This is a genomic window from Bradyrhizobium sp. CCGUVB14 (genome assembly GCF_024199935.1).
GTDB lineage: Bacteria > Pseudomonadota > Alphaproteobacteria > Rhizobiales > Xanthobacteraceae > Bradyrhizobium.
Genome location: NZ_JANADS010000001.1, coordinates 7,875,798 through 7,902,050, shown reverse-complemented (window position 1 = coordinate 7,902,050; position 26,253 = coordinate 7,875,798). Strand labels below are relative to the sequence as shown.

The following is a 26,253-nucleotide window of genomic DNA, read 5'->3' as shown; positions in this document are numbered from 1 at the left end:
TCCGATCTAGCTCTCGCCGAGGATCTTCTTCGCGGCGCGAAGATGCGGCTTGTCGATCATCTGGCCGTCGAGCCGCAGCGTCCCGGAGTTCGGATTGCTCGCGAACGCCGCGATCACCTTCTCTGCCCAGGTGCGCTCGGCATCCGTCGGCGCAAACGCCGCGTTGACGACATCGACATGTTTGGGATGGATCAACGCCTTCGCCGAAAACCCGTCGCGCCGCGCCGCGCGCGTCTCCTGCTCGAGGCCGGCGAGATTGTCGATGTCGGTATAGACGGTGTCGATCGGTGCGACTTCCGCCGCGGCCGCCGCCATCAGGCAGAGGTCACGCGCGAGGCGATAGGGGCTGTGGAACACGCCGCCCGAAGCCTTCTCGGTGGCGCCGAGCGAGGCCGAGAGATCCTCCGCGCCCCACATCAGGCCGGCGAGGCGAGGGGAGCAGCCCTTGTAGCTGCCGAGACCGAAGATGGAGCTTGCGCTCTCGGTCGCGACGCAAACGATGCGCGTCGTGCCGACCGCGATGCCGGCGGCCGCCTCCAGCGCTTCGAGCCATGTCGCGACCTGCCGCACGTCGTCGCCGCCTTGCGATTTTGGCAGCACGATGCCGTCGGGCTTGCCCGGCATCACCGCAGCGAGATCGGTCAGCGTCATGCCGGTGTCGAGCGCGTTGACGCGGACATAGAGCTGATGCGGGCCTGGGCGGCTCTTCAGCATCGCCAGCGTCAGGGTGCGCGCCTCCGGCTTCTTGTCGGTGACGACGGAATCCTCGAGATCGATGATCAGCGCGTCGGCCTTGCCTTCGCTGGCCTTCTCGAACTTGCGCGGGGAATCGCCCGGCACGAACAGCATCGAACGCATCAGACCGGCCTCTTGTGCATCATCGCCATGCGGCGGCATTTGCCGACGATCTCGTCGTTCTGGTTCAAGGCATGATGCTCGAACTCGACGATGCCCGCCTTCGGGCGCGATTTGGATTCCCTCAACGAAAGCACCTTCGTCGTCGCCCGCAAGGTGTCGCCATGGAAGACCGGTTTCGGAAAAGTTACGTCGGTCATGCCGAGATTGGCAACGGTGGTGCCCATGGTCGTATCATAGACCGTCATGCCGATCATGATGCCGAGGGTGTAAAGGCTGTTGAAAATGCGCTGGCCGAACTCGGTCTTTTCCGAGAAATGCGCGTCGATGTGCAGCGGCTGCGGATTGAGCGTCAGCAGGCTGAACATGGTGTTGTCCATTTCCGTGACGGTCCGGGTCAGCGGATGCCTGAACTCCTGGCCCACGGAAAAGTCCTCGAAATAAAGTCCGGCCATCGCGTTTTCCTCCCTGTTGTCCTGCGATTTGGCCGGCGCCTGCCTCTAGGGCGGCGCCGCCAGGTGAACTGCCTTCTGCTCCGCCAGCCGTTCGATCTCTTCGGACGAGAAGCCGGCCTCGTGCAAAATGTCGCGGCTATGCTGGCCGAGCGTCGGTGCCGGGCCGGCGGGCTCCGGCTGGGTCGCGCTCCAGGTCGAGGGCACGCGCATCTGGCGGATGCGGCCCTCCACGGGGTGATCCACCGTCTTGAAGAAGTCGATCGCCTTGAGATGCGGATCCTCGAGGATCGTCTCCAGCGTGTGCATCGGCATCACCGGAATATCGGCACGCTCCAGCAGCTCGCGCCACTCGGCGGTGGTGCGCGTAACGAAGACGTGGCCGATCTCCTCGTAGATCTCGTCGATGTGCTTTGTGCGCGCGGCATGGTTGGCAAAGCGCGGCTGCTCGAGGAAATGCGGCTGCCCGATCGCCTCGAAGAAGCTGCGCCAGTGCTTGTCGTTGTAGATGAGCACGCAGAGATGGCCGTCGCTGGTCTTGTAGGGCCGGCGATAGCGCGAGAGCAGGCGAGTATAGCCGCCGTGATCGAGCGGCGGATCGTAGGTCAGGCCACCCAGATGATCGACCAGCACGAATTCGGTCATCGATTCGAACATCGGTACATCGATGCGCTGGCCCTGGCCGGTGCGCTGCTGGTGCATCAAGCCGCCCATGATGGCGTTCACCATCATCAGCCCGACGATGCGATCGGCGATGGTAACGGGGACGTAGCGCGGCGTGCCGTCGCCGGCTGCCGCAAGCAGCGTCGGAATGGTCGCCGCGCCCTGGATCAGATCGTCATAGGCAGGCTTGGCGGCATAGGGGCCGGACTGGCCGTAGCCGAACGCGCCGACATAGACCAGCGACGGATTGATCGCGGCGAGCGTCTCGTAGTCGAGGCCGAGCCGCGCCATGGCCTGCGGGCGCACATTGTAGACGAGCGCGTTGGCGCTCTTCGCCAGCCGCAACAGCGTGTCGCGCGCCTCTGGCTTCTTGAGGTCGAGCACGATGCTGCGCTTGCCGCGATTGGCATTGTGGAACATCCCGCCCATGCCGGGCGTGCGGCCGGGACCGATCTGGCGAACGATGTCGCCCTCGGGGCTTTCGACCTTGATGACGTCAGCGCCCATGTCGGCCAGCACCTGGGTGCCGTAGGGGCCCATCAGCACCGAAGTCAGGTCGAGAATGGTGAAGCCGGCGAGCGGTCCCATGGGGCCTCGTGGGATAAATTCATATAGGTGGAGTTAGAATTCATAAATCGGCGATGTCAATTCGCGTGGTTCGCCAAGGGGCGCATAGCTCCATGCATAGTTCATATACTTGACAGATAAATTCACATATATGTACATTTTCTTCAAGCAAGAAACGGAGCGAGGGACCGAACGGCTCGGCAGCAAGCGGCTGCCGCCTTCGGCGCGGGACGCCTCAGGGAGAATGACATGAAGACAAATCTGGTCCGGGCTGCAGCCGTGCTCGCGTTGTCGTTGCCGGTCTCGACATTGTCGGCGCAAGCGCTCGAGCTGAAGGTCGCCGACAGCTTCCCCGCCGGACATTATCTCGTCCGCCTGATGCTCAAGCCCTGGATGGACGACGTCACCAAGCGCACCAACGGCGCCGTGACCTTCACCTATTATCCGAACCAGCAGATCGGCAAAGCCGCCGACATGCTGCGGCTGACGCAGTCGGGCGTGGTCGACATCGGCTACATCGGACCGTCCTACGTCTCCGACAAGATGCCGCTGTCGGAAGTGGCGCAATTGCCGGGCGCGTTCGCGACCAGCTGTCAGGGCACGCTTGCCTATTGGAAGACCGCGCGCGAAGGCGTGCTGGCCAAGCAGGAATACGCGCCGAACAAGATCAAGCTGCTGCTCGCCGTGGTGCTGCCGCCCTACCAGGTGTGGACCGTCAAGTCGAAGGTCGAGACCACCAAGGACATGCAGGGCCTGAAGCTGCGCACCACCGGCGGCGCGCAGGATCTCACGCTGCGCGCGCTCAACGCCGTGCCGGTGCGCATGGCCGCACCCGATGCCTATGAGTCGCTGTCGCGCGGCACGATGGATGGCCTGCTGTTTCCGCTGGATAGCGTCGTGGCCTATGGCCTCGACAAGCTGGTCAAGCACGCGACCGAAGGCGTCAGCTTCGGCAGCTTCATCGTCGCCTATTCCATCAACCAGTCGATCTGGGACAAGCTGCCCGACGACGTGAAAAAGGCGATGAACGAGGCTTCGGAGGCAATCACGCCGAAAGCCTGCGCCGATGTCGACAAGGAAGGCGAAGCCACCAAGAAACACATGCAGGACGAAGGCGTCACCTTCGATCCGCTGCCGGAAGCGACGCGCGCCGAAATGAAGGACAAGCTCAAGGGCGTCGGTCATGAATGGGCCGCAGGTCTCGACAGCCGCGGCAAGCAGGCCTCTGCCGCGCTGAAGGAGTTCGACGACCTGCTGGCAGCCGGTGGCAAGTAATCCGCAAATCGGAGAAGGAGGCGCGACGTGATCGAACGGGCAGGGCAAGTGCTCGGCGCGCTGGAGCGCGCGCTGACGGTGATCGCGGTGTTATTCATGTTCGTGATCATGGTTCTGGTCGTGACCGACGTGTTCATGCGCTATGCGCTGAACAGCCCGTTCTCCTTCACCTATGACCTGATCGGGCTCTATCTGCTCGCGGGCGTGTTCTTCTTCACGCTATCGGATGCCTTGCGCGAGCATGTCCATGTCGGCGTCGACATCCTGTTGTCGCGGTTCTCGCCCACCGGGCGGCGGCTGTCCGAGATCGTCACTGCGCTCGCGGGCCTCTTCGTGTTCGTCCTGATCTGCAAGGTCGGCTTCGCGCGCGCGCTGGAGAATTACGAGCAGCACGACGTTCTCTCTGGCGCCATTCCCTGGCCGACCTGGATCTCGGCGGCGCTGGTGCCGTTCGGGTGCGGCGTTCTGGTGCTGCGGCTGGCGCTCCAGCTGGTCGGCAATGTGCTGAGCCTCGTCAGTGGACGCGACCTCTATCCGCTGCCGCCGGTGACCGGCGTCGGCGAAGCGCGCGGCTTCGAGTAACGGCGGATATCCATGACACCTCTCATCGTTCTCGCTTTGCTGTTCGGCCTGCTCGCGCTCGGCACGCCCGTCGGTTTCGCCATGGCCTTTTCCGGTTCGGTCGGCCTCGTGATGGTCGGCGGCTTTCCGACCTTGTTCGGCATCCTGGAGACCGCGCCGCTCTCGACCGTGTCCTCCTACGAGCTGATCACCATCCCGATGTTCCTGTTGATGGCGGATCTCGTGCTGCTGTCCGGCGTCGCGGACGATCTGTTCAAGACAGCCTCGGCCTGGGTCGGCCGTGTTCCCGGTGGGCTCGGCATGGCGACTGCGCTGGCCGGCGCAGGCTTCGGTGCGATCTGCGGCACTTCGACGGCGTCCGCTGCGACGCTGTCCTCGACCAGCCTGCCGGCGATGATCCGCCAGGGCTATGAGCCGAAGATGGCCGCGGGCGTGGTCGCGATCTCGGGCACGCTGTCGATGCTGCTGCCCACCAGCGTTGCGCTCGTCATCTTCGGCCTGCTCGCCGAGGTGAACATCGGCAAGCTGCTGATCTCCGGCATCATCCCAGCGATCCTCGTCACCATCACCATCATGGCCACGATCTATTTCCTGGTCTGGCAGGATCCCTCGCGGGCGCCGGCTGCAAAGTCAGTGCCGTGGCGGGAAAAGTTTGCGCTGCTGTGGCAGGTCTCGCCGATGGTGGTGTTGTTCTCGATCGTCACAGGCACGATCTATCTCGGTGTCGCGACGCCGACGGAGGCCTCGGCCTTCGGCGCGTTCGGTGCCTTCCTGCTCGCGATCGTCAAGGGCAAGATCACGCCGACCTCGCTCTACAAGACGCTGCTACGCGCCTGCCACGGCACCTGCATGATCATCATGATCCTCGTTGGTGCCTCGATCTTCGGCTACTTCTTCACGCTCACCCATGTGACCCAGGATCTCGTCGCCTGGATCGGCAGCTTGCCGACCTCGCGCTGGGTGATCATCACGCTGATCCTGTGCGGCTATATCGTGCTCGGCTCGTTCATGGACCAGATCGCGATCCTGGTGCTGACCGTGCCGATCGTGCTGCCGCTGATCAAGACGCTCGGCTTCGATCCGATCTGGTTCGGCGTCATCAAGATCGTCACCGCCGAGGTCGGCATGATCACGCCGCCGGTCGGGCTGAACTGCTTCATCGTCGCCCGCTACGCCAAACGGCCGGTGGCGGAGGTGTTTCACGGCACCTTCCCGCACTTCATCGCCCACCTGATCGCGATCGCGATCCTCGTGGCGTTTCCGTCTATCATCCTCTGGCTGCCCTCGCAGATGGGGCGCTAGGTTCAACGAGCCTCCACAAGGAGACCATCATGGATTTCGCGCTCACCGATCAGCAGGAAGCCATTCGCGACGCCATCGCAAAGATCTGCGAAGGCTTTCCCGATGCCTATTGGCTGAAGAAGGACCACGACGGCGGCTTCCCGCATGATTTTCACAAGGCGCTCGCGGATGCCGGCTGGCTCGGCATCTGCGTGCCGGAAGAATATGGCGGTTCAGGGCTCGGCATCACCGAAGCCGCGATCATGATGCGCACGATCGCGGAGTCCGGTGCCGGCATGTCCGGCGCCTCCGCAGTGCATATCAACGTGTTCGGTCTCAATCCCGTCGTCGTGTTCGGCACCGAGGAGCAGCGCAAACGCATGCTGCCGCCGATGGTGGAAGGCCGCGAGAAAGCCTGCTTCGCCGTCACCGAGCCCAACACCGGCCTCAATACCACCCAGCTCAAGACCCGCGCGGTCGCCAAGAACGATCGCTACATCGTCAACGGCCAGAAGGTGTGGATCTCGACCGCGCAGGTCGCGCACAAGATTTTGCTGCTGGCGCGCACCACGCCGCTGGAGGAGGTGCGCTCGCCCACCCATGGTCTCAGCCTGTTCTACACGGACTTCGACCGCAACAGGATCAAGGTCCACGAGATCGAGAAGATGGGCCGCAAGATCGTCGATTCCAACGAGCTGTTCTTCGAGGATTTCGAGATCCCGATGGAGGATCGCATCGGCGAAGAGGGCAAAGGTTTCCAGTACATCCTCGAAGGCATGAATCCCGAACGCATCCTGATCGCGGCGGAAGCCGTCGGCCTCGGCAAGCTTGCGCTGTCGCGCGCGACGGAATACGCCAAGACGCGCGTCGTCTTCAATCGTCCGATCGGCAAGAACCAGGGCATTCAGCATCCGCTCGCGGTCAACTGGGTCGAGCTCGAGGCAGCCTGGCTGATGGTGATGCAGGCGGCCTGGCAATACGACAAGGGATTGCCGTGCGGCGCCGGCGCGAATGCCGCCAAATATTTCGCAGGCGAAGCCGGATACCATGCCTGCGAGCAGGCGGTGATGACCCACGGCGGCTTCGGCTACGCCAAGGAGTTCCACGTCGAGCGTTATTTGCGCGAGGTGCTGATCCCGCGCATCGCGCCGGTCAGCCCGCAGCTCGCGCTCAGTTTTATTGCGGAAAAGGTGTTGGGCCTCGCGAAGTCATACTAGGCTGAAGCAGAATTGGCGATGCCCGAGGACACGGCGCCGATCGACTTCTCCGGCCTGATCCGCGAGGGCGATCTCGTGGTGTGTGGCCAGGCGACGGCGGAGCCGGTCACCTTGACCGAAGCGCTGATGTCGCAGGCCGGAGATTTGCCGGCATTCCGGATGATGGTCGGGCCGATCTTCTCGGAGACGTTCTCCGCGGCCTGCGCGCCCAACGTGTCGTTCCAGAGCTATGGCGTGATCGGGAACGCACGGCGGCTGGCCAAGGCTGGGCGGCTCGACGTGATCCCGAGCAGCTACAGCGCCTTCTGCTCCGATTTTGCTGCGCTCCGCCATCGGGCCGATGTCGTCCTGGTGCAGCTTGCGGAGTCCGGCGGACGGCTGAGCGCCAGCCTCTCCAACGACTACGTCATCGGCGCCGCGCGCGATGCGCGCCTCGTCATCGCCGAGATCAATCCGGATGCGCCCTTTACGTTTGGCGCGGAATGGCCTGAGGACGTGCCGATCCACATGCGCGTGGTGGCTCGCCGTCCTCCTGTTGAGTTGGCGTCACCGCCTCTGGACGAAGTCTCCAGGCGTATCGCGGCGCATGCCGCGAGTCTTGTCGCCGACGGCAGCACGCTTCAATTCGGCGTCGGGCGGATTCCGGATGCGATCCTCTCCTCGCTATCGCATGTGCGCAATCTCGGCATCCATTCCGGCCTGATCAACGACGCCGTGGTCGACCTGATCGAGCGCGGCGCGGTCACCAATGCGGAGAAGGGGATCGACGCGGGGATCACGGTCACCAACCAGGTGATCGGCACGAAGCGGCTCTATCGTTTCGTGCACGAGAACACGGCAGTCGCAGTGCGGCCGACGTCCTACACGCACGGCCAGGGCGTGCTGGCGCGGATCAACCGGCTGGTCGCGATCAACTCGGCGCTTCAGGTCGGGCTCGACGGCAGTGTGAACTCCGAGACGCTGAACGGCGTCGCGATCGGGGCGATCGGTGGGCAACTCGATTTCGTGCGTGGGGCCAATGCGTCCCCCGGCGGACGGGCGATCATCGCACTGCCGGCGACGGCATCGGACGGTACCAGCCGGATCGTCGCCCATGTCGAGACCGTGACGACGCCCCGCGCCGATGTCGACGCCATTGTCACGGAATGGGGGATCGCCGAGTTACGCGGCTGCGGTCTTGCCGAGCGCGCGCGGCGCATGATCGCGATCGCGGCACCGGAGCATCGCGATCTGTTGTCGGAGCAGCTCCGCGGCTCCGCGCGCTAGCTCAGTTCATCATTGCCAGCGTCGGCCGCTGGCTCTCGGCTGATCCGATGATCCCGGGGAGATCCGTCACCTCGCCCGCAATCATGATCGACATCCGCCAGAACAAATGGGCCAGGCGGGTGAACACCAGCCGCTCGCGCTCGGCGGCCGCGGTTCCGTCCGGGATTGTCACGGTTTCCAGGCCCACCACCTTCTTGAAATCCGGCCAGATCATCATCGACTGCGCGATCACGGAGTAGCAGCTCGGAGTCTCGTCGCTCTCGTCGGGCGCCTGCGGCAGCCCCGGATATTGCGTCGCCGCGGCGTAGAACTTGTAGGCACCGTAGCCGAGCTGCAGCAACAACTTTTCGGGCACCGCGACGTCGGCGGCAAAGGACACCAGACGTGCCTCGCTCAGGATCTCCGGATCGATGGCGCTGAGGTCCTGGGCGCGCAGCGCGGAGACGAACGCGAGCTCGCGATTGTGCTCGCGCAGCAGGTTGGCCAGCGGCTGTTGCTGTTGCACGGTGTCGGTGAGCAGGATGATGGTCTTGAGCATCGCGTGATGTCCCTCAGGGGAAGAGTTGGCGGGCGGTCATGACGGCGTCGTCGGCCGCGTGATGTGCAAAGAAGTCGTTGGCGATGCGCTGTCCCGGAGCGATCTCCAGGATGCGGTAGCGCGCCAGCGCCGCCGCATCACGCGCCGCGCCGACATCGTCCTGCCAGGCGCACAGCGACAGTTCGAGGCGGCCATAACCACCGCAATCGGCGGCATAGGCGCCGGTCACGGCTTCGACGGTGGCGGCGACTGCGCCGGCGTCGCTGGCCGAGATGTCGCGCAGGATGACGGCGATGCCCTTGCCGGCTTCGGCTTTCGACGTCATGACCATGAAGGCATCGCGCGCGCCGGTGCGCCCGGCGCGACGGGCGGTGCGCACGAGGCCGGCGAAGGCGGAATCGGGTCCGAGCTCCAGCGTCGTCGTCTGCTGGCTGTGCAGAACAGTGGCGCGCATCGCGCCGAGATCGCCGGCCAGCGCGTGATAGGATCGCGGCAGCCACACCGTATCGAGCGGCACTTGCGACGAGGTCAGGCTCCAGGCCTGGTCGAGCAGATAGCCCTCCCAGATCGCAGGGTACGACGCCGCGAGATGCTGCCAGGTGCGCAGCAGCATCTCCGCGGCCCTGGTCCGACCGAAATAGAGCGTGCGCGCCGACATCTCCCAGCGATTCCACTTGTGGAGTGCGACGTCGCAGCCGAGGAAGGACGGTAGCAGCGGCGCCTCGCGGAGCACGGCGCCGGCTTCGACGAACAGCAGCGGCTCGCGATATTTGTTCCACATCCGCAGCATGAACTCCGCCTTCTCGAAGCAGAGCAGGCGGTCGCTGAACTGGGTGTCGATCGGCTCGATGTGACAGGCGAGATCGAATCGTTCGAGCGAATGCCGGAGCGCAAAGGCAGCGGTCGCGTCGCCGCCGCGCGGGTAACAGGAGACGACCCGCGGGCGGACGGTGGACGTATCGGCGCTAGCGAGGAACTTCGACCAGCCGATGCCACCCCACCACATCTCGTGCGGACCGTCGGCGCCGCAGGGGCCGACGGTTCCGAACTCGGTCAGCTTGGACTTGAGGAAGTCGAAGCCGGGGTTCTCGCTGGTCGGAATGACGACGGCACAGCCCGGATTGAGCGAACGGTAGAACAGCTCCGCGGCAGCGCCGCTCGGCGGCTCCTTGAGGATGACAACGCCGCTGCGCCTGTTACCGGCGAGGTCATCCAGCGTCGGCGCGCCATACTGGCCGGTCAGCCAGTCCAGGCGGTCGCGCTGGGCCCTGCCGAGCCGGATGCCGCCGGATCGCAAGAGGTCATCAAGGTTTGCGTGCGTCCCGTCCGTCAATTCCGTGCCCCTCACATCGCCACTCAGCCCTTGGACTTGAACGGCCAGGGCGGCGCGATCAGGCGCACTAATTGGGGCTGGAACCGAGCGGGGTGATCGCAACCGAATAGATTGCGATGTCATGCGCCATTGGGGCGACGGGGATCAGCAGGCAGGCGTCGTCGGTCTCGGAGCGATAATGGGTATCGTTGTGCTGCGCGCCGGCGAAGATCAGGCTGTCGGTGGCGATGCCGGCGACATCCTGGCTCTCGGTGGCGTCGCGAATGTCGTCCGCTGATTGGATGGTCACGCCATGAAGAAGGCCTTCTGCGGCGAATGTCGGCAGCGGCAGTGCGATCATGGCGATGCCCATCGTGCGCGAAAGGGGGATGCGCAGGCGCAACTCGCCGAGACCAGTGCGGTAGAGAGTTACGGTGTCCAGCGTGGCTGCGCCGTCGGCGCGGAACAGTCCGATCTGGACCTGGCCGCAGGGGCTCTCTTCAAAGACGTCGGCCGGCAGGCGGTTGGCCCCGAACAGCGTGTAGAGATAGGCGTTCGACGGCGACAGCCGGGCAAAGCTGCCGGCGAGCCACATCGGCGGGGCGGCAGACGCGCAGGCGGCGGAAAAGCCGCGGGCGGTGAACTGCCGGCGGAGGAAGTCGCTGTCGATCATCGGCGCCAGCGCGTGCGTGCCGAGATTGACATCGTGCTTCAAGCCGCCGAGCAGCGCCAGCTCGTCCTCGTCAGGCAGCAGCAGGAACCGCGCCAGTGTCGCCGCGCACCAGCGCGCAGCGACATCAGGCGCGGCATAGGGAGCGAGGCAGAAGTCGAGTGCCACGTCCTCGGCGCTCTCCGCAAAGGCCACGCTGCCTGCCTGGATCTCCGCGGCGAGTGCGATCTGGCCGGCCGGGCGCGGATTGATCTCACGCAGCACCCGCTCTCCGTCATAATCCCGGACCGAGCCATCGGCGGAGCAGCAGATCTGCTCCAGCAGCGCAATGTTGCGGATCAACATGCGCTTGATATGCGGCGTCACCACCAGGTCCGAGATCAATCCTGTCGCGCTGTCTTCCTCGGCGACATCGTCGAAGGCATCGTCGAGCGAGATCAGATAGGCGCCGTGGAGCCGGATGTTGATGCCTTCCATGTCGAACACGCGGCGCAGCGCCTTCTGCACGCTGCCGGAATAGCCGAGATCGGCGAGCACCAGGTCGGTACATTCGTCGAAGCCGGGGATCGTGTGACGCAGATAGGCAAGCAGCCGTGCGCGCAGGGCCGCTGCAAGCTCGGCGATCTCGCCGGCATCCATCAGTTCCGGCAGAGCTTCGGCGAGATCTTCGCCGGGAGCAATTCCGTCAGGATAGGCCGCGAAGAACGCTTCGACCTTCGGCGGCAGGATCTTGATCATGTCGCGGAAGGTCGGCGCGTCGATCTTCAACACCTTGCTGAGCAGGTCGATCAACGGCTGCATCGTATCGGCCGAGGCAATCAAGCTGACGCGCCGGTTGATCTCGAGATAGGCCGATGTGGTGCCGTGCAGGTCCTGCCAGGTCCGGTGCGGCAGGAAGCCGTCGCGGCCGAGGAAGGCGAGGGCGATCTTCCTGCCGGGGCCGGCGGCCTCCTGGCAGCGCCGGGCGATGAAGGCATCGAATGCCGTCATCACCGGGCCGAGCACGGTCATGCCGAGATGGAAGGCGGGAGATCTCTCGGCGTTGCGTGTGGCGACCATGCGCCGCAAGGTCCGTGCGCCATGATCGAGCCGCGCCGGCGTGCCCGGGCACAACAGCTCGAGCAGCGCGGTCTCGCGCTGGAATTTGGAAGCCAGTTGCGGCGTCGCCTGCGGATAATAACGCGGCCGAATGCCGTGGCGCTTCGCGCCCTTGATATCGGCCTTGTCGTTGTCGCCGACGTGAAAGGACACGCTGGCGTCGATACCCTGCTCGGACAGGTACTTTGCGAAGAGCGCCTCGCTCTTGCCGCTGCCGTGGTCGCAGGAAGCGTAGAGGAAGTCCCACGTCAGCCCGGGGCGGCATGCGAGCAGCAATCGCGCCAGCCGGTCGGTGTCCCAATAGGTATCGGAGATGAATCCGACACGGTGCCCGGCGCGCTTCATGTCCAGATATTGCCGAAGCATGTCCGGATTGGCGCGGCAGAGCTCGAGCTCGGCCGAGAACTCTGATTCGACGAGATCGTTCAGGTGATGGCGCGTGAGACCGAACAGCTTGAATGGAAAATAGGAATAGATTTCATCGATGCGAACTTCGCCGCCGCCGCGCTTCTCCTTCACGGTCCTCCGCGCACGCGCTTCGGCCTGGACACGATGCTGAACGAAACTCGCGGAAATATTCGGACAAGTCCGTGAAATGCCGGAAAGCTCGTAAGCCCTTTCAAATACACCATCCGGCGTCGTGCACGCGCGCAACAGAAATGTATCGAAAACATCGAACGACCAAGCAGAAACAATTTTGGCGCGGCGCTGCGCACCGGCCGTTGCGATCGTCATGTGCAGATTCCCCGCCAATCAGATCAATTAACGCGCACGTTCACCATGTCAGGCGCCACAAGCGCGAAAATAATTCACGCGCGATTCAAAAACGCATTCGTCACGACTGACAGATTCAAAAAAATCGCTAGGTTCGAAAAAGGTGATTCGGAAAAAATTGCCGGGTGCGGAAGTCGTCTCGCGTACATTCACACTCGGAAACAATCGCTTCTTGATGCGCTGTGTGCGTGTCGCGTTTGATCGCCTAGTGCCGCGTAATGTCAGCGTTTTCTCTCAACGACATCTGTTCAGGATGGACGATCCGCCATGGCGCGAGACGATGTGATGATTGCGGGTGTGAGGTGCGAGAGTAGCACGCGCTCGGCAATTATTGCCCGACACTCGGCAAAAGATACCGGCTAACATCTTGAAAAATAACAAAAATTCTCCGCCTGGATTGTTTTGGCCCCGCGTTCAACGCCTGGAAGCCGTGTGGCATGTGCGCCGCCGGCATTGCGGGTTGGAGATTGCGGGATGAGTTACGCTGCTGATGTCTGGGCTCCCGCCGAGGCCGAGATTACGACGACGCTGCCGGCTGAAGAGATCGTGCCCATGATGCCGTCGGTGCCGCTGGCGCCGGACAGCGCGCCGGTCGCCGACGAAATCGTCTTCGACGAGGACAGCGAGCTTCTCGACAAGCTTGCCACTGGCGACGAAGCCGCGTTCCGCATGTTGGTCGAGCGTCACATCGATCGCGCCTATGCGATCGCGCTGCGCATCGTCGGCAACGCCGCGGATGCCGAAGACGTGGTGCAGGACACCATGCTCAAGATCTGGAGCCATCGCGGTCGCTGGCAGCACGGCCGCGCCAAGTTCTCGACCTGGCTCTACCGCGTCATCTCCAACCGCTGCATCGATCTGCGCCGCAAGCCGCGCAACGAGAACGTCGAGACCGTGCCGGAGGTCGCCGATGGCCAGCCCGGCGCCGTCGAGATCATCGAGCGCAACGAGCTGAACGGCATGCTGGAGCTCGCCATGCAGCGCCTGCCCGAGCAGCAGCGCATCGCGGTGATCTTCTCGTACCACGAGAATATGAGCAACGGCGAGATCGCCCAGGTGATGGACACCACGGTGGCGGCGGTGGAGTCCCTGCTCAAGCGCGGACGCCAGCAGCTGCGTCAGTTGCTGCGCAAGCACGAACGCGACATCCGCACCGCGTTTACCGATTGCTAACCATAAAATTTGCTCTGCGAAAATTTTCGCGCCTGATCTCCTTGCGCTCCACCGTTTGAGCGAACGGACGGGGCTGCGGTCTGCGTCGTCAATCGTCTTCAACGATGCGGCACGCCATGCCCATCAGCACAGGAGTTTCCAATGCCTGCAATTTCCACCAATACTGCGGCGAACTCTGCGGTCCGCTACCTCAACATCAATTCCGCGCAGGAGAGCAGCGCGCTTGCCAAGCTGTCGAGCGGCTCGCGCATCACCTCGGCCTCCGACGACGCCGCCGGCCTCGCGATCTCGACCCGCATCTCGTCGGACGTCACCACGCTGCAGCAGGCCGCGACCAACGCCTCGCAGGCGACCGCGATCCTCCAGACTGCTGACGGCGGCGCCTCCAACATCTCGGACATCCTGGCGCGCATGAAGTCGCTGGCCTCCGAATCGGCCTCGGGCACCACGACTGACTCCAGCCGCGCCTACATCAACTCGGAATTCACGCAGCTCACGAGCGAAATCGATTCGATCGCCAGCGGCACGCGCTATTCCAGCCAGAGCCTTCTGGACGGCTCGAGCGTGTTCTCCTCGGGCGTCTCCGTGCTGGTCGGCTCGTCCGGCTCCGACACCATCACCATCACGCTCACGAGCCTGACGTCGTCCTCACTCGGCGTAACTTCGCTCGACGTCAGCTCGCTGTCGGATGCGGCCTCGGCGCTCGACACGCTCGATACTGCGATCGACACGGTCTCGGCCGCCCGCGCCAGCATCGGTGCGCAGGAATCGCGGTTCAATTTCTCGTCGGACTCGATCTCGACCCAGACCCAGAACCTGCAGTCGGCGAACTCGGCGATCAAGGACGTCGATATCGCGGCCGAGCAGGCCACGCTGTCCTCGGCCGAGGTGAAGACCCAGGCTGCGGTGTCGGCGGAATCCGCAGCAAACCAGATGCCGCAGTACCTGCTCAAGCTGCTCGGCTAAGCGCTTGCCTAGACGACCTCCGGGCCGGCTTGATGCCGGCCCGGTTCACCCTGGGATGGATCGGCCAGCACAGTGACGTCAGTCAGTTCGAGCACCAGTAGCACTGCGAGCACCACCTCGAGCACGTCGAGCGCTTCCACGGTGACCACGACCGGCACCACCACATCGACCAGCGTGGACTGGAGCGCGCTGATCACCGCGGCGGTGAACGCCAAGCTGACGGCAGCGACCACGATCTCGACCTCGATCACCAACAACGAAGCCAAGATCTCCGCCTACCAGACGCTGCAGACCGATCTTTCGACGCTCTCAAGCGGCCTGTCCTCGCTCGCGACGGCCGTCGTCAATTCGCTGGCGACCAACGTTTTTGCCACGCGCGCGGCGACCATCAGCTCGACTGGCGACGTCAGCGCGTCCTCCGCGCTCTCGATGTCGGTCAGCAATGGTGCTGCGACCGGCGACCACACGCTGACCATCAGCCAGGTCGCGACCGCGCAGAAGGTGGTCGGCACCTCACAGTCGAGCGAAACCACAGCGCTCGGCTATTCCGGCACGTTTTCCCTTGGTCTCGGCAGCGGCAGCACCGCTGACATCACCGTCACCAGCACGATGTCGATGCAGGACGTCGTCGACGCCATCAACGCCCAGACATCGACCACCAATGTGCAGGCCTCGATCGTCCAGGTATCGAGCGGATCGTACGAGATGGTGTTGTCCGGCACGGAGGACGCCTCTGACATCGCCTATTCCAGCACGTCCGGCAACGACATCCTGAACGAGCTCGGCCTCACCGACAGCTCGGGCGCTTTTTCCGACGTCCTGCAAACGTCTCAAGCTGCCAAATTCACCCTCGACGGCATCTCGATGACCCGGGATACCAATGATATCACTGACGTGCTGACTGGCGTGACTTTCAATCTGCTCCAGGCGACGACCTCAGGAGCGACGCTGAACATCAGCATCGAGCCCGATACCAGCCAGATTGAGACGGCGGTTGAGAGCCTCGTCACCAACTACAACACGTTCCGCGATGCGGTGATCGCGCAGCAGGCGACGGCCTCCGACGGCACGGCGGATTCGAGCGCGGTGCTGTTCGGCGACGGCACCATGCGCGACATCATGGATTCGCTCCAGAACGCGCTCAACAGCACGGTGGGCGGCCTCACCATGGCCGACCTCGGCCTGTCCTTCAACGAGAAGAACGAGCTCGAGCTCGACACCTCGACGCTATCGAATGTTCTCAGCACCAATCTGAGCGGCGTCACCACGCTGTTGTCGGCTCAGACCAAGACCTCGTCGAGCCAGCTCAGCGTCGTCAACACCGGAACGTCGCCGCAATCCTTCACGCTCGACCTGACGGTGGATTCGTCTGGAAATCTCTCCTCTGCTTCGGTCGGCGGCGATTCCTCGCTGTTCACGGTGAGCGGCACGACGATCCTTGGCGCTGCCGGAACGGCCTATGCCGGCATGGCCTTCACCTATTCGGGATCGACGTCGCAATCGATCACGGTGACCTCGACCTCCGGCATCGCCACGCAGCTCTATCAGCTGTCCAAGACCTATTCGTCGAGCTCGGGCTCGCTGCAGACGCTGATGACCAACCTGACCGATCGCGACACGGACCTGCAGCAGAAGGTCGACGACATCGAGAGCGCGGCGTCCGCCTACCAGACCCAGCTCCAGACCCAATACGCGAATTACCAGGCCGCGATCACGAGCGCGAACAACACGCTCACCTATCTCAAGGCCTTGCTTAACTCCAGCTCGAGTAGTTGATGATGCATAATCCGATGGCGTACATGGCCAATCAGGCCTATCGGGGCGCGGCGACCAGCGTGCCGCCGCTGAAGGCGATCTCGATGCTGCTTGGCGGCGCGATCACCTTCTTCCAGAAGTCGCTGGCCGCGCAGGAAGCGCGGCGCTTCGAGGAAGGCCACGAATATCTGCTGAAGGCGACCGCGATCCTGCGCGGGCTGAGCCACAATCTCGACTTCGCCAAGGGCGGGGCGGTGGCCGAGCGCCTGTTCCAGACCTACAACAGCCTGATCGTGGCGAGCCACAAGGCGTTCGGCCGGCCGCATGCGCCTCAGAGTTTTCGGCGGATCATCGCCGCCGTGACCGAGCTGCGCGAGGCGTGGGAGCAGGTCGACGTGGCGGTGCGGGGCGGCAAGGTCGCGCCGGCCGATTCGGCCCGCACGGGCTAAAATCGCGAACGCCCGGACCGCGTAGGGGGTCCCGGCGATCGCCCATCGCGCAGTTTGGCCCGTTTCCGTAGTGCTGCGGGCGTTTTTGGCGCGCGAAGCTGCCGGAAATCGGTTTCCGCCGCACCTGCAATGCTTTATGAGGGGCCTGACCGAGGCGGGATCGGCGGGCGATGGACGTCACCGAGTTTGAGGAACTGATCGACCGGCTGGGCGAGGATCTCTCGCTCTGGCCCGACGACCGGCGTCTGCCCGCCGAAGAGCTGCTGAAGCGTTCCTCCTCTGCCCAGGCCTTGCTGGAAGAGATGCGCGCCTTGCGCGAGGCGCTCGCCGCACCTCCGGTCCGGGCGCCCGCAGGCCTCGCCGACCGTATCGCCGCCGCCGCCGCGAAAATGAAGAGCGACACCGCCGAGCCGCGCACCGAAGGCGAGACCGCGGGCAGCTGAACGGCTCTTTCTCTGACATTCCGATCCCAATGACTTTTGCGCTCGTGCCCACACGCGCGAGCGGCTGCGCTTTTTCGTAGCGCACTTTCAGCATTCCCGAATACTGCGCACGCGGCAGATTTTGCCGTGTCGAAAGCGATTTTTGCGCGGGTGAATCCGCGCCTGAATCCACGCGGCCACGCGTTTCATCAGCACACAGATTTCAAGCGCGCTGACCGACATCGTCGTCGCCGGCCGCGCGAGAAAGCCGGAGTTTCTGATGACAGTTTCCGCAACGAGTTCCGCAACGACTGCGACCACGACGACGTCGTCATCGTCGAGCACCTCGTCCAGTTCGACGCTGACCTCGAGCGATTTCCTGAGCCTGCTCGTCAGCGAGCTTCAGAACCAGGATCCGCTGAACGCGACCTCGACCACCGACTTCATCAATCAGCTCACCTCTTACGCCAATTTCAGCCAGCAGCAGTCGATCAACTCCAATCTGACGTCGCTCTCCAGCTCGTTCTCGAGCCTCGTGACGCTCAACTCGGTCAATTATATCGGCCACACCGTCGAGGCGAAGACCGACACGTCGACCCTGAGCAGCGGCTCGGCGACGTTCGGCTATTCGCTGTCGTCGGCCGCTTCCGACGTCGCGATCACCATCAAGGACTCCTCCGGTAACAGCGTCTACACGGGCACCGGGACCGGCAACTCCGGATCCAACACCTTCACCTGGGACGGCAAGAACTCCAGCGGCACCCAGCTCACCGACGGCGGTCAGTACACAATCTCGGTGACTGCGACGGATTCCGCCGGCAACTCGGTGCTCAACTACACCACCATTTCCGGCACGGTGACCGGCATCGACACATCCACGTCCACGCCATCGCTGACTGTGAACGGCGTCTCCGTCAGCGCCGCCGACATCATCGGCGTCACGTCCTGATCCTACGTCCTGATCCCTCTGGAGTTTCTTCATGAGTCTCACCGGTGCACTCTCTTCGGCGATCTCCGCGCTCAGCGCGCAGAGCCAGTCCCTGTCGATGATCAGCGACAACATCGCCAATACCAGCACGACCGGCTACAAGACGACGTCGGCGATGTTCGACGACCTCGTGACCGCGTCGAGCAACGCGACCTCCTATGCCTCGGGCGGCGTCACCGTTTCGGGTCGCGCCAACATCACCCAGCAAGGCCTGCTTGCCGCGACCTCCAACGCGACCGACGTCGCGATCCAGGGCTCGGGCTTCTTCGTCGTGACCAGCGCCACGTCGGGCGGCACCACGTCCTATACGCGCAACGGCGCCTTTTCGACCGACAACGCGGGCTATCTCGAGAACAATGGCAGCTACCTCGAGGGATGGCGCACCGATTCGGACGGCAACGTCGTCGGCAATGAATCGGCGAGCAATCTCGAAGCCATCAACACCCAGGTCGCCTCGACCAGCGGCAGCGCCACAACCAAGACCACGATTGCGGCGAACCTGCCGTCGGATGCAGCGACCGGCGATACCTATACCAGCTCGATGACCGTCTACGATTCGCTCGGTGCGGCGAACTCGATGCAGGTCACCTGGACCAAGACCGGGACGAACACGTGGAGCGCGAGCTTCGCCAATCCGACCTCAACGTCGGACACCACGACCGCGACCGGCACGGCCTCGGGCACGATCGCCATCACCTTCAACAGCGACGGCTCGCTTGCCAGCACCAGCCCGAGCCCGGCGACCGTCGCGGTGACGGGCTGGACCGATGGTGCAGCGGACAGCACGATCACGATGAGCCTCGGTACCGCCGGAGGCACGGACGGTCTCACACAATACGCCTCGGGCGAGACAACGCCGACCGTCAACGTCACCAGCATCTCTTCGGACGGCCTGTCCTACGGCAAGTTGTCCAGCATCTCGATCGGCAAGAACGGCGTTGTCGACGCCACCTATTCCAATGGCCAGACCATCGCGATCTACAAGATCGCGGTGGCGACCTTCGCCGATCCAACCGGCCTTTCCGCCGCCAGCGACGGCCTCTATTCCGCGACGGTGACGTCGGGCAATGCGGCGTTGCAGGCGTCCGGCGAGAACGGCGCGGGCACGATCTATGGCAGCGAGCTGGAGTCGTCGACCACCGATACCTCCAGCCAATTCTCGAGCATGATCTCGGCGCAGCAGGCTTATTCGGCTGCCTCCCAGGTCATCTCCACCGTCAGCAAGATGTACGACACCCTGATCTCGGCGATGAGGTGAGCGATGCGCAACGAGGAGGCCAAGGCCGCCGGAGAAGCGCTGCTGCGCCGGCTGCGACGGCTGGTGGCCCGGGCCGCAACCGTGAAGGACACCGACCACAAACAGCTGCTTGCCTTGCTCGACGATATCGAGACGACCCGCCGCGGCCTGTTGAAGGAATGCGCAGAGGTCGAGGGCGAGATGAGACAGGCGACCGTCAGGACGACCGCGATCGGTGCTTATCTGCGCAACTCGCAAGCCCATCGCGGCAAACGGCATAATTAGAAGAAGGCGATGACCATGAGTGTAGCCCAAGCCAATAGCCAAGCCACGCGGACCAACGCCGCAAGCGGCGACGCCCGGATCAAGTCGCTGATCGGACTGATCGACGTCCTGACCGCGCTGGTCGCGGAAGAGAACGCCGAGCTCGCCAAGGGCCTCCCGGCCTCACGCCTGAAGCAGGTCGACGAGAAGAACCGGCTGGCGGAGATTTTCGAACGATCCGTCGCCGAATGTGCGGCGGGCGGGACCACGCTGACCGTGCGGGACCGGATCCTGCGCGAGCAGCTCCTGGATCGGATCCTGAAGCTGCGCGCGGCGATGGACGAAAATCTGGTGCGCCTGCGCGCCGCGATCGAGGCCAGCAATCGCCGGATCGAAGCGGTCATGCAGGCGATCCGCGAGCAGATCGCGGCGGTGTCGCCCTATGGCGCCTCCGGCCGGGTGGCCGCACGCGCCGTCTCCAGCGGCACCAGCCGCAGCGCCTGACGACAAGGAGAGTCCGCCGTGTCGCTCGATATCGCACGATCGATCGCCTTCAGCGGCCTGTCGTCCACGTCGGTGCAGATCAGCGTGACGTCGTCGAACATTTCGAACGCCGACACGACGGGCTATACCAAAAAGACCGCGAACCAGTCGAGCAGCGTCACCAACGGCGTCGGTACCGGCGTCACGGTGACGGGCATCACCTCGACGGTCGACAAGCTGCTGCTGAAGTCGCTGGTCGGTGCCGACTCCGATCTCGGTTCGGCCGACACGACCAATAGCTATCTGACCTCGCTGGAGAAGCTCTACGGCTCGACCAGTAGCACGGACAGCTCGTCGACCGGGACCTCGCTGGCCAACAGCATTGCCTCGCTGGAATCGGCGCTGTCGTCGCTGGCAAGCACGCCGAGCAGCGCTTCGCTGCAATCCAACGTCATCAGCGCGCTCGACGACGTCACGAGCCAGTTGCGGGAGACCTCGAGCGGCATCCAGAAGCTCCGCTCCAATGCCGACCAGGACATCTCGTCGTCGATCGACGACGTCAATACGGACCTGCAGAACATCGCGGATCTGAACGCGGAGATCAAGCAGACGGCGGCAACCGGGCAGTCGACCGCGGACCTGGAGGACCAGCGCAACACCGCGTTGCAGGACGTCGCCTCCAAGATGAACGTTAGCTACTACACGGCGTCGAACGGCGATCTCCAGATCTACACCACGACCGGGCAGGCGCTGGTCGACTCTTCCGCACACAAGATCAGCTATACCGCCGCCGCCAACGTGTCGTCGTCGACGACCTACACCGCGGGCTCCTCGTCGAGCGGTTTCAGCGCGATCACGGTGAACGGCGTCGACATTACTTCCCAGATCACCGGAGGCGACATCGGCGCGCTGATCACGCTTCGCGACAAGACCCTGCCGGCGGCACAGTCCCAGCTCGACCAGCTCGCGACGCAACTTGCTTCCGCGGTCAACACCGTCTCGAACAGCGCGTCATCGGTGCCGGCGCCGACCAGCCTGACCGGAACGACCAGTGTCACCAGCGCCACGGCGTTGTCCGCCACCGGCACAGTGCGTCTTGCCGTGACCGACCAGAGCGGCAACCTGGTCTCCTACAGCGATCTGGACCTGTCGTCCTATTCCACGGTCGGCGATCTCGTCACCGCCATCAATGGCATTTCCGGGATGTCGGCGTCGGTCGATTCGAATGGCCATCTTTCGATCACGGCGACAGGCTCGGGCAACGGCGTTGCCATCAACGAGATGACCAGCTCGGTCGGTAGCTCGAGTGAGGGATTTTCCGACTATTTTGGCCTCAACGATCTCGTGACCGGAACGAGCGCGTCGGATATCGCGGTCAACAGTAGCATCCTGTCCGGCACCAACGAGCTGCAGCTCGCCACGCTGGACTCATCGTCGAGCCTCACGGTCGGCAGCAGCGTCCTGACCTCGGGATCTGCGACCGTGGTCAATTCATTTTACAGCGCATTGACGGCCTCGCGCACGTTTGCGTCCACGGGAGGGCTCGCCGCCACCACCGGCTCCCTTGCCGACTATGCCTCGACCATCGTGGCCGACGTCGCGAGCAAGGCCTCGCAGGCGTCCACCAACTACACCGCCAAGGAGACCGCGCAGTCGACCTATGCGAGCTCGCTCTCGTCGCAGTCGGGCGTCAACCTCGACGAAGAATCGGCCAATCTGAGCACGCTGCAAAACCAATACACGGCGGCCTCCGCGTTGATCTCGGCCATCAACAGCATGTACTCGGCGCTGATCACCGCCGTGCAGTCGTCGTAAAGCGCGGGAGCAGTTCCATGGTCGCGATGCGGATCGCCACCTTCGCCCAGTCGAGCAAGATGATCTCGGATGCGATGCGCGTCGAGTCGGTCATGGCCAACGAGCAGGTCCAGGAATCGTCGGGCGTCATCTCGACCGATTTCGGCGGATACGGCTCGAACGCGCAGCATGTTGTCAATCTCCAGGTCTCGGTGACGCGCGCGCAGTCCTATATCGATGCGGCCACGCTGGCCGACAGCAAGGTTCAGGTGATGTATTCGGCCGTCGGCTCGATGACGGATATCATCACGCAACTCCGCTCCCAGCTCAGTGCTGCTTCGACCGGTAGCTCGACCGAAACGAACTCGGTGATCTCGTCCGCCCAGCAGATGCTGGAGCAGATGGGCTCGCTGATGAACACGCAGTATGACGGCCAGTATGTCTTTGCGGGCGGCAAGACGGATACGGCGCCGGTCGACCTCACCAGCTTTTCCTCGAGAACGGGTTCCACCACCACGGCGGATACCAGCTACTACAACGGCGACGACGAGATTGCCTCGGTGCGCGTCGCCGCCGACAACACGGTGTCGTATGGCGTGACTGCCGACAATTCGGCGTTCGAGGAAGTCATGCGCGTGCTGAAATTCGTAGCCAGCAGCACCTCGCTGTCGTCCTCGGACATTTCCAGCGCGCTCGACCTCGCCAGCACGGCGCTCGACGACACCGCGGCGGTGCAGGCAAAACTTTCCAGCTCGGCGTCCTCGATCGAATCGGCGAGCACGCAACAGACCGACTACAAGAGCTACGCCGAAAGCCTGTCGAACGACCTCACCGGCGTCGATGTCGCCGCCATCACCGCCCAGCTCTCGACCTACCAGGCCCAGCTCACCGCGTCGTATTCGGCAATGTCCAAGATCCTCAGCATGAATCTGGCGAGCTACCTGAAATAGGCGAGGCCTATTCAGCCGCGATCCGCTCCATCGCCATGGTGCGAAGTTTTGCGCGCTGAATCTTGATTCCGTTGGCGCTGTCGGTCACAGGGAAGGCGTCCACGACATAGATCCGTGCCGGGACCTTGTAGCCGGCGAGCCGCTCACGCAGGCGTGCCGTCAGCACCTCCTGGTGCGGCGAAGTGCCGGCCGCGATGACAAAGGCGACGCAGCGCGCCTGGCCCTTCAGGTCGACCGCGACGACCTGGGCATCGGCGACGCCGGTACAGGACTTGAGCTCGTCCTCGATCTCGCCGGGCGCGACCAGGAAGCCGCCGAGCCGCATCGCGTCGCCCGCGCGGGTCTCATAGATGAAGGCGCCGTCGCGCAGCCGGCCGATGTCGCCGGTGCGGAAGAAGCCGTCCGCGGTGATCGCATCGCGCGTTGCATCGGGGTTGTTGAAATAGCCGAGGAAGCGCGACGGCGAGCTGATCTCGATCTCGCCGGAGATGCCTTGCGCTGCAAGCTCGCTGGTCTCGGTATCGCGCACGCGGACCTTCGCCTCGGGGGACATTGGCCAGCCACCGCCCTCGATACGATCGGCGAAGGCGTCGCCGGGACGGGCGATCGAGAACAGCGCCTGCACCTCGCTCGAGCCGTAGAGGCCGTGTAGCGGCAGGCCGCGCGCCTCGGCCTCTGCGGCCAGCTCGCGCCAGCCGGGCTGGAACGCTGCAAAGCCGCAGACTTCGAGATGCGGGAAGGGCCGCTGCGCGTCGGTGAGGGCGAGGATGCGGCGGAACATCTCGTCGGAGCCGAAGGAATGCGTGATCCTGTGCTCGCCGAGGATTTTCAGCGCCGGTGCGGCCTCGAAGGCGTCGAGCACGTGGACGGTCGCGCCGGCTGCGATGAAGCCGAGCAGGCTCGTCATGCCAAAGGTGCCGCAGAACGGCAGCATTGCGAGCAGCGAGTGACGCTGCGGCGCGAGCTGGAGCGCCTTGGCAACGGCGTTGGCGTGGGTCGCCAGCGTTCGCTGCGAGTGCGCGACGAGCTTGGGTCCCTTGGTCGTGCCGGATGTGGTGTAGAGCAGCACGGGGAGGTCGATGTCGTCCACCAGGGCGGGAGCCGGCGGATAGCGCTTCTCGAACGCATCGAACCGCACGCACGGCCATTGCGCGGGGATCGCATCCGCGCCGACCACCGCGAGCTCCTGCAGCGCGGGGACATCAGCTTTGGCGATATCGGCGAGAATGGCGGCGAAATCGATCGAGCGAAACGCCGCCTCGACCACCAGCAGCTTGGCGCCCGACAGTTTCAGGAGATGTGCCACTTCCGCGCTGCGGTAGCGGGTGTTGACGGCCGCGACGACCGCACCCAACTGGGCGGCGGCGAACAGCAGCGTGATCCATTCGACCCGGTTGATCAGCCAGATCGCGACGACGTCGCCCTTGCCGATACCCTGCGCGGCGAGCCAGGCCGTGGTCTGCGCGACCGTCCCTGAAAACTCCGCGCGCGAGACGGGTTTGCCGTCGAACACGAAGGCAGGACCGGCGGCAGTCTCCGATCCGATCAGCGATTGCAGTGAAACATGATCGGCTTGCATGGCGACCGGAGTAGCCCGATCGCGCAAAGCTGTCTACTTGGTGCCGAACATCCGGTCGCCGGCATCGCCGAGGCCCGGCACGATGTAGCCGTGATCGTTGAGCCGCTCGTCGATCGCGGCGGTCCAGACCGGCACGTCCGGGTGTTCGTCCTGGAACTTCGCAACGCCCTCGGGCGCCGCCAGCAGGCAGACGAAGCGGATGTCGCGGGCACCGCGGTCCTTGAGCAGCGAGGCGCCGGCGCAGGCCGAATTGCCGGTCGCCAGCATCGGGTCCATCAGGATCACGGTGCGGTCGGACAGGTCCTGCGGCGCCTTGAAGTAATATTCCACGGCCTGCAGCGTATCAGGATCGCGGTAGAGCCCGATATGGGCGATGCGGGCCGAGGGCATCAGCGCCAGCATGCCGTCGAGGAAGCCGACGCCGGCGCGCAGGATCGGCGCCAGCGTGAGCTTCTTGCCGGCGATCTTCGGCGCCTGCATCGGCGCGATCGGCGTCTCGATCTCGACCAGCTCCAGCGGCAGGTCGCGCGTCACCTCGTAGCCGAGCAGCATCCCGATCTCGTTCAGGATCTCGCGAAAGCTCTTGGTCGAGCGGTCCTTCTCCCGCATCAGGGAAAGCTTGTGCTGGACCAGGGGGTGGGCGACGACGTTGACGCTGCTTGTGCTCATGAAACCGATCTACACGGTTCCACGAAACTGCGCCAGATCGGCCGGACGTTTTCCGCAACGAGGGGGCGGCCTGGCCGGGCTGTGCGACCGCCATTCGCGCCCGTTTGCTTGCCTCGTAGGCAGCCATGGTCAATTCGCGGTCGATCGCCGTGACGTCTAGACGCCAAGCCCGCGGGCCGCGAGCGTGATCACGATCGTCAGGACCGCACCCCAGACCAGGCTGAGCGTCATGGTCAGGATCGTCGTGGTGACCGCGTGCTCGAGATGTCCCTTGAAGAGCGGCATGCTACCGCCTCAGGAACCGCGCCACGAGCACGATCAGCGGGTTGCCGTGGTTCTCGATGTCGAGCTCGAAGGTCTCGGTGGGAAACACCAGCGCGCAGCGCGCCGGCCGGCTCTGACGGTGGGCGAAATCGACGGCCGAACTCTTGAACAGGAACAGGCCGCCGATGCGTCCGTGCGCCTCGCGGGCGACCCAGAGGCCGGCCCGGTTGCGTCCGATGAAAAAGGCGGGAATGGCGTCGCTGATCACATCGGGATCGAGCGGCCTGAGTTCCGCCGCCGGCACCTGCCGCTTTTGGCGGTGAGCGGCTTGGAGAGCAATTGTGGCCATCGCGGCCTCCTCACACATCTGCAAGGTCATGGTGGTCACCGGGACTTCAGGCGTGGAGGTGCCAGACGAAGATCGCGGTCTTCAGCGCGATCAGCGCGGTGAGCACGCTTCCCATCGTGAGCACCGCGAGAGTGCGCATCGCGACGCGCTTGAGTTGGGCTTTACGCTCACCAGGGATCCGTACCGGGCGTTCAGCCCAGTTGAAGGACCGTTCAGAGCCCTGAGTCAGCATCGACATGTCAGAAGTCCTTGTCTGTGGGGCGACGAGACCGTCGCTCCAACCTGCCTCTCATGATGAGCATTGCGGCATATGAATGCGAGACGAGCGGCGGCGCTGTCATATAGGCGCGCCATAAGGGCG

28 protein-coding genes and 1 pseudogene are annotated in these 26,253 nt (G+C 64.2%); 16 read left to right on the top strand and 13 right to left on the bottom strand.

Annotated elements, in window-relative coordinates; all coding sequences use genetic code 11:
* Positions 1–6 precede the first annotated feature (6 nt).
* The 3 genes and pseudogenes from NLM32_RS36875 to NLM32_RS36865 all read right to left on the bottom strand — a co-directional run bounded on the left by NLM32_RS36875 (position 7) and on the right by NLM32_RS36865 (position 2,558).
* Positions 7–858 (bottom strand): CoA ester lyase, encoded by an 852-nt coding sequence (locus NLM32_RS36875; RefSeq protein WP_254133595.1) that lies wholly within the window; start codon positions 856–858, stop codon positions 7–9.
* Positions 858–1,325, bottom strand: a pseudogene (locus tag NLM32_RS36870) (MaoC family dehydratase); the annotation flags it as partial. The pseudogene NLM32_RS36870 and the gene NLM32_RS36875, both read right to left, overlap by 1 nt.
* A gap of 30 nt (positions 1,326–1,355) precedes the next feature.
* Entirely contained in the window at positions 1,356–2,558 is a 1,203-nt protein-coding gene (locus tag NLM32_RS36865) for a CaiB/BaiF CoA-transferase family protein (protein ID WP_254133594.1), read from the bottom strand.
* 228 nt (positions 2,559–2,786) lie between these two features.
* Here NLM32_RS36865 and dctP point away from each other — a divergent pair, with 228 nt between their 5' ends.
* From dctP to NLM32_RS36840, 5 genes are read left to right on the top strand one after another with little or no spacing between them, the layout of a single operon-like run.
* A complete protein-coding gene (gene dctP / locus NLM32_RS36860; protein ID WP_254133593.1) occupies positions 2,787–3,812 on the top strand; it encodes a TRAP transporter substrate-binding protein DctP in 1,026 nt (341 codons plus the stop codon).
* A gap of 27 nt (positions 3,813–3,839) precedes the next feature.
* Entirely contained in the window at positions 3,840–4,394 is a 555-nt protein-coding gene (locus tag NLM32_RS36855; protein WP_254133592.1) for a TRAP transporter small permease, read from the top strand.
* Between the two features lie 12 nt (positions 4,395–4,406).
* Entirely contained in the window at positions 4,407–5,696 is a 1,290-nt protein-coding gene (locus tag NLM32_RS36850) for a TRAP transporter large permease (RefSeq protein WP_254133591.1), read from the top strand.
* A 29-nt stretch (positions 5,697–5,725) separates the two neighbouring features.
* Positions 5,726–6,892 carry an acyl-CoA dehydrogenase family protein gene (locus NLM32_RS36845; protein ID WP_080134126.1) on the top strand — a complete coding sequence of 389 codons (1,167 nt, stop codon included), beginning with the start codon at positions 5,726–5,728 and terminating at the stop codon, positions 6,890–6,892.
* An 18-nt stretch (positions 6,893–6,910) separates the two neighbouring features.
* Complete coding sequence (locus NLM32_RS36840) at positions 6,911–8,158, top strand: acetyl-CoA hydrolase/transferase family protein (protein WP_254133590.1); 1,248 nt, start codon at positions 6,911–6,913, stop codon at positions 8,156–8,158.
* A gap of 1 nt (position 8,159) precedes the next feature.
* Here NLM32_RS36840 and NLM32_RS36835 read toward each other — a convergent pair whose 3' ends face one another.
* From NLM32_RS36835 to NLM32_RS36825, 3 genes are all read right to left on the bottom strand, one after another.
* On the bottom strand, positions 8,160–8,696 hold the full coding sequence (locus NLM32_RS36835; protein ID WP_254133589.1) for a hypothetical protein: 537 nt from the start codon (positions 8,694–8,696) through the stop codon (positions 8,160–8,162).
* Positions 8,697–8,709: 13 nt separating this feature from the next.
* Positions 8,710–10,029, bottom strand: a complete 1,320-nt coding sequence (locus NLM32_RS36830) for a hypothetical protein (RefSeq protein ID WP_254133588.1) — start codon at positions 10,027–10,029, stop codon at positions 8,710–8,712.
* A 67-nt stretch (positions 10,030–10,096) separates the two neighbouring features.
* Complete coding sequence (locus NLM32_RS36825) at positions 10,097–12,295, bottom strand: hypothetical protein (RefSeq protein ID WP_254133587.1); 2,199 nt, start codon at positions 12,293–12,295, stop codon at positions 10,097–10,099.
* 729 nt (positions 12,296–13,024) lie between these two features.
* Between NLM32_RS36825 and NLM32_RS36820 the strand changes: the two genes are divergently transcribed.
* A complete protein-coding gene (locus NLM32_RS36820; RefSeq protein ID WP_254133586.1) occupies positions 13,025–13,723 on the top strand; it encodes an RNA polymerase sigma factor in 699 nt (232 codons plus the stop codon).
* 141 nt (positions 13,724–13,864) lie between these two features.
* A complete protein-coding gene (locus NLM32_RS36815) occupies positions 13,865–14,689 on the top strand; it encodes a flagellin (protein WP_148772853.1) in 825 nt (274 codons plus the stop codon).
* Between the two features lie 8 nt (positions 14,690–14,697).
* On the opposite strand, the gene NLM32_RS46165 is transcribed toward NLM32_RS36815, so the two are convergent.
* A complete protein-coding gene (locus NLM32_RS46165) occupies positions 14,698–14,847 on the bottom strand; it encodes a hypothetical protein (RefSeq protein WP_254133585.1) in 150 nt (49 codons plus the stop codon).
* On the opposite strand from NLM32_RS46165, the gene fliD reads away from it, so the two are divergent.
* From fliD to NLM32_RS36795, 3 genes are all read left to right on the top strand, one after another.
* Positions 14,831–16,465: a flagellar filament capping protein FliD gene (gene fliD / locus NLM32_RS36805; protein ID WP_254133584.1), complete on the top strand. Its 1,635-nt coding sequence runs from the start codon at positions 14,831–14,833 to the stop codon at positions 16,463–16,465. The two genes, NLM32_RS46165 and fliD, sit on opposite strands and share 17 nt — an antisense overlap.
* On the top strand, positions 16,465–16,893 hold the full coding sequence (gene fliS, locus NLM32_RS36800) for a flagellar export chaperone FliS (RefSeq protein ID WP_254133583.1): 429 nt from the start codon (positions 16,465–16,467) through the stop codon (positions 16,891–16,893). The genes fliD and fliS overlap by 1 nt, the downstream gene beginning before the upstream one ends.
* Positions 16,894–17,063: 170 nt before the next feature.
* Positions 17,064–17,336, top strand: coding sequence for a hypothetical protein (locus tag NLM32_RS36795; protein WP_254133582.1), 273 nt, complete (start codon positions 17,064–17,066; stop codon positions 17,334–17,336).
* Positions 17,337–17,423: 87 nt separating this feature from the next.
* On the opposite strand, the gene NLM32_RS45960 is transcribed toward NLM32_RS36795, so the two are convergent.
* Positions 17,424–17,558, bottom strand: a complete 135-nt coding sequence (locus NLM32_RS45960; protein WP_256568328.1) for a hypothetical protein — start codon at positions 17,556–17,558, stop codon at positions 17,424–17,426.
* A gap of 37 nt (positions 17,559–17,595) precedes the next feature.
* Here NLM32_RS45960 and NLM32_RS36790 point away from each other — a divergent pair, with 37 nt between their 5' ends.
* The 6 genes from NLM32_RS36790 to NLM32_RS36765 are packed head-to-tail and all read left to right on the top strand — an operon-like array spanning position 17,596 to position 23,031.
* Positions 17,596–18,264, top strand: a complete 669-nt coding sequence (locus tag NLM32_RS36790; protein ID WP_254133581.1) for a flagellar hook assembly protein FlgD — start codon at positions 17,596–17,598, stop codon at positions 18,262–18,264.
* A gap of 31 nt (positions 18,265–18,295) precedes the next feature.
* Positions 18,296–19,561, top strand: a complete 1,266-nt coding sequence (flgE, locus tag NLM32_RS36785) for a flagellar hook protein FlgE (protein ID WP_254133580.1) — start codon at positions 18,296–18,298, stop codon at positions 19,559–19,561.
* 3 nt (positions 19,562–19,564) lie between these two features.
* Complete coding sequence (locus NLM32_RS36780; RefSeq protein ID WP_254133579.1) at positions 19,565–19,825, top strand: hypothetical protein; 261 nt, start codon at positions 19,565–19,567, stop codon at positions 19,823–19,825.
* A gap of 9 nt (positions 19,826–19,834) precedes the next feature.
* Entirely contained in the window at positions 19,835–20,308 is a 474-nt protein-coding gene (locus NLM32_RS36775; RefSeq protein ID WP_254133578.1) for a flagellar protein FlgN, read from the top strand.
* A gap of 18 nt (positions 20,309–20,326) precedes the next feature.
* On the top strand, positions 20,327–22,102 hold the full coding sequence (gene flgK, locus NLM32_RS36770) for a flagellar hook-associated protein FlgK (protein WP_254133577.1): 1,776 nt from the start codon (positions 20,327–20,329) through the stop codon (positions 22,100–22,102).
* A 17-nt stretch (positions 22,103–22,119) separates the two neighbouring features.
* Positions 22,120–23,031, top strand: a complete 912-nt coding sequence (locus tag NLM32_RS36765; RefSeq protein WP_254133576.1) for a flagellin — start codon at positions 22,120–22,122, stop codon at positions 23,029–23,031.
* Positions 23,032–23,038: 7 nt separating this feature from the next.
* Here the strand turns inward: NLM32_RS36765 and NLM32_RS36760 are convergent, their stop codons facing one another.
* The 5 genes from NLM32_RS36760 to NLM32_RS36745 all read right to left on the bottom strand — a co-directional run bounded on the left by NLM32_RS36760 (position 23,039) and on the right by NLM32_RS36745 (position 26,130).
* A complete protein-coding gene (locus NLM32_RS36760; protein ID WP_254133575.1) occupies positions 23,039–24,610 on the bottom strand; it encodes an AMP-binding protein in 1,572 nt (523 codons plus the stop codon).
* A gap of 33 nt (positions 24,611–24,643) precedes the next feature.
* The gene (gene upp, locus NLM32_RS36755) at positions 24,644–25,279 is read right to left on the bottom strand and encodes a uracil phosphoribosyltransferase (protein WP_254133574.1); all 636 of its coding nucleotides are present in this window, start codon (positions 25,277–25,279) and stop codon (positions 24,644–24,646) included.
* A gap of 156 nt (positions 25,280–25,435) precedes the next feature.
* A complete protein-coding gene (locus tag NLM32_RS45955; RefSeq protein ID WP_256561928.1) occupies positions 25,436–25,564 on the bottom strand; it encodes a hypothetical protein in 129 nt (42 codons plus the stop codon).
* Between the two features lies 1 nt (position 25,565).
* Positions 25,566–25,922, bottom strand: a complete 357-nt coding sequence (locus tag NLM32_RS36750; protein ID WP_254135510.1) for a hypothetical protein — start codon at positions 25,920–25,922, stop codon at positions 25,566–25,568.
* 16 nt (positions 25,923–25,938) lie between these two features.
* Positions 25,939–26,130, bottom strand: a complete 192-nt coding sequence (locus NLM32_RS36745) for a hypothetical protein (protein ID WP_254133573.1) — start codon at positions 26,128–26,130, stop codon at positions 25,939–25,941.
* Positions 26,131–26,253 lie beyond the last annotated feature (123 nt).